The sequence below is a fragment of the Butyrivibrio sp. genome, from assembly GCF_017635265.1.
Classification (GTDB): domain Bacteria; phylum Bacillota; class Clostridia; order Lachnospirales; family Lachnospiraceae; genus Butyrivibrio.
Window position 1 is genome coordinate 1 of sequence record NZ_JAGBLU010000016.1, and the last position, 2,994, is coordinate 2,994.

General features: G+C 39.8%; 4 protein-coding genes. 2 read left to right on the forward strand and 2 right to left on the reverse strand.

Going from position 1 to position 2,994, the window contains the following annotated elements:
* Positions 1-215 precede the first annotated feature (215 nt).
* Together J6O61_RS02280 and J6O61_RS02285 are read right to left on the reverse strand one after the other, a co-directional pair.
* Entirely contained in the window at positions 216-623 is a 408-nt protein-coding gene (locus J6O61_RS02280) for a hypothetical protein (RefSeq protein ID WP_292209076.1), read from the reverse strand.
* Positions 620-1,567: a tyrosine-type recombinase/integrase gene (locus J6O61_RS02285; protein WP_292209080.1), complete on the reverse strand. Its 948-nt coding sequence runs from the start codon at positions 1,565-1,567 to the stop codon at positions 620-622. The genes J6O61_RS02280 and J6O61_RS02285 overlap by 4 nt, the downstream gene beginning before the upstream one ends.
* A 662-nt stretch (positions 1,568-2,229) precedes the next feature.
* Here J6O61_RS02285 and J6O61_RS02290 point away from each other — a divergent pair.
* Entirely contained in the window at positions 2,230-2,655 is a 426-nt protein-coding gene (locus J6O61_RS02290; protein WP_292209082.1) for a hypothetical protein, read from the forward strand.
* A complete protein-coding gene (locus tag J6O61_RS02295) occupies positions 2,649-2,846 on the forward strand; it encodes a helix-turn-helix transcriptional regulator (RefSeq protein ID WP_292209085.1) in 198 nt (65 codons plus the stop codon). The genes J6O61_RS02290 and J6O61_RS02295 overlap by 7 nt, the downstream gene beginning before the upstream one ends.
* The last annotated feature ends 148 nt before the right edge of the window (positions 2,847-2,994 follow it).

Below are 2,994 nucleotides of genomic sequence, written 5' to 3' on the forward strand. Positions count from 1 at the left end.
AAGGCCTTTCCGCTATAGATTCTGTTTTTACTCATGGGCTCCTTGACTCCGCTCTTGAGACACCATTCCAAACCTTTGATGGACAAGAGCTGTGTCCTACTATTCAGGAAAAAGGCGCCAGATTGGGCTTTGAACTCATCAAGAATCACTGTATGGCATGTAACTAGATGTTACCAAAAAACAATGACGCCTCTCACTACTTTTTCCCCTCATTATTATTCCAAACAATACGCTGATACGTCATCAACATTACAAACATTCCAAATTTCTCTTTTTTCACCCTCATCGAATTGATTCATTAAATATTTCAGATCTATGTTTTCCTGAATGTATTTAACTCCATCATCATATGACCAGTCATCTTCTTCGCAGAAGGTATCATATAGCATGATCTCGATCTCCTTTTTTAATCTACCGCACTTTTCTCTGAGTGTTCCAGCAAACTCACCCCCATAACAAAGTGACTCAATAACCTTTTTAGCCGTAGCGATGGATATTGCTTCCGCCATACTACTTGCACTTATCAAATCGTAGTCTTTGTGTTTCTCCTCTTTATACTTAAATACTTTTGGATCCTTATCATTTATGAATTCCCTATCCCACACAACGCAATACATTTTCACGACTTCTTTTCCTCCTTATGATTCTTTAACGGTGCGCACACATATGTGTCATACAAAGCCTGTCTAAACTCATCGCCATGTCCGAGCTCTTCCTGTACTATTTCCCAAGCCATCATCGGATTCGCGCACTTCTCAAGTTCCTCTTCCATTCTCTCTATCGCATACATCTTTCTGATTGTATGATCGGTAGCCTTAGGATATTTGTCAGCAAGATTCAGCTCTTTCATCGTTCTGCGTATCTTCTTATCCAAGCTTTGGGGTTTGACTCCATTTGTGACATATATCCTTCCACGAGCAGTCATCTCTTTTTTGAGATTTCCGAAATACTCTCTGTCAGACTCCCGGATGGGGACATCTCGATGGTTTCCGTTCTTTGCACCTTCCCGAATCTCTAAAAGCCAATCATCAGTATTGATTCCACTGACTCTTAGACCTGCTACTTCCGCGACTCTTGCTCCGGTCCTTGCTGTTATCTCCGTTGTATATTTTGCTTCCGAATTACTCCTTTGCAGCTCAGCATTAATCTGGTTGAAATCTTCCCTGGTCATTGCCATATCACGTATTTTTTTAGCATTTGTTCGTTTGGATTTCTTCAGATTCCATTCCTGGTGAATGCCATAGACATAATTTGTAATCTCGTTTAGCCTTACCAATCGGCTTATCACCTCAGATTCTGTTCGTTCAGACCAGTCTCCTGCTTTACTGTTTAAATAATCCTGTACGTGCTCTGATCTGATTTGATATACCAATTTGATTCCCGGATATACCGCTTTCATAAACTTGGCTAAGCTTTTGGCTGTATGTTTCAGATCTTTGATCCTTTGAGTCGAATAAAGTCTCCCCTTCATATCAACTTTATTTCTTCTATCTGCCCTCTTTGATGTTCCCCGATGGTCACATTGGTAGATGCAATATAAGAGTTGTTGCCTTAGATTTCTTGCCATCCATTTTCCTCCTTGCATAGTAGTCCCTCTCCCCTTTTAACCGGCGCAGGCAGCGCCTGCGCCTCCTCAATACGGACACGGGGATTGGTTAGTCAAAAAAAATATTCATTTTGGGGGTTCAATTCTTGAGAAATTAGCTCTTTTGTTGAGCCTAAGTTGGTTCCTGTTCGGAACACTATCCCTTGCCTGGCAAAGAATATGAGCCACTACTGGCTACAGGCATTTACCTCTGCCCTGAGGTTTTGTTGTTGCATTTCTTTTCTTCTATTGCAACGCGCTGTTTGGACTTTTTAGAGGATCCATCACTCTCCAGTTCCTTCAAGTGTGTACTGGCTGCTTGGCTATAAGGGGAAAATGGGTAGACTGCCAATGTCTGTGCTATGAAAATCAGATATCAGGTGCTTATGTGATCGACACCTGTAGATGCACCAGACTGGCTGGATTGGATAAGATTGGCATAAAAATAGCAACCGATCATCGACCGCTTGCTTCGCCACTACATGCAATAATAAAAACTTTACTACTAAACACGATAATAATAACATCACCTGGCACCTTGCGCAACCCCTTATTCTATACTTTTTGCTCATTGACCAGCTTCTATTAATGTGATATATTTATCACATGTTAGAAATATCTCACACAAAGGAGGATTGAAGATTATGAATGCACTGAATGAGCGCTTTAGAAAACCTTTATCCCTAAAAACTGCTATAGGATACAACAATATCATCTGGGGAATATCACTGATTCTTTCAGCTGCCTCATATTCCTTTAGTAATGTCATTGTAAGGGTACTTGTATCAGCCTTTTCGGTCTTTATGACAGTAGTTGTCCTTGCAACTTTTCTTCATAAGAAAGATGCTGCTGATGAAATGTATCTAAAGCATATTGGCAGGGCAAGTTATAATGCGCTGAACTTCACAATCCTTCTTCTTGTTTTGCTTAGTTTTCTATCTCCTATACTTCAATTAAAGTTTTCAATGGAACAGGTTTTATATTTTGCCGCAGGCATTGGAAGCATTCTTCAGGGAATCTTCTTTATCCAGTATGAGAGCCATGTGTATGAAGAGGATGAAGAATGCTAAGAACCAGAATACATGAGCTCCGAAAAGAGAAAGGGCTGAGCCAGGCAGAATTGGCTTGTTTAGTAGGGGTAAGAAGAGAGACTATAGTTTACCTTGAAAGCGGGAAGTATAATCCTTCATTAAAGCTTGCCATGGACATCGCAAAAGTCTTTGAACTGCCGGTAGAGGATATTTTCTGTTTTGAAGATTAGACTTTTTATACTATTCCAGTGGCATTTTAGTATAAAAGCAGGTCCTTTTATACTAAAAAAAAGCATTTTACAATAAAATGGGTTTTTTTAATGTACTAAGACAAAAATCCGGGCTTATGCCAAAATGCTTTTAGTATAAAAAATTGCT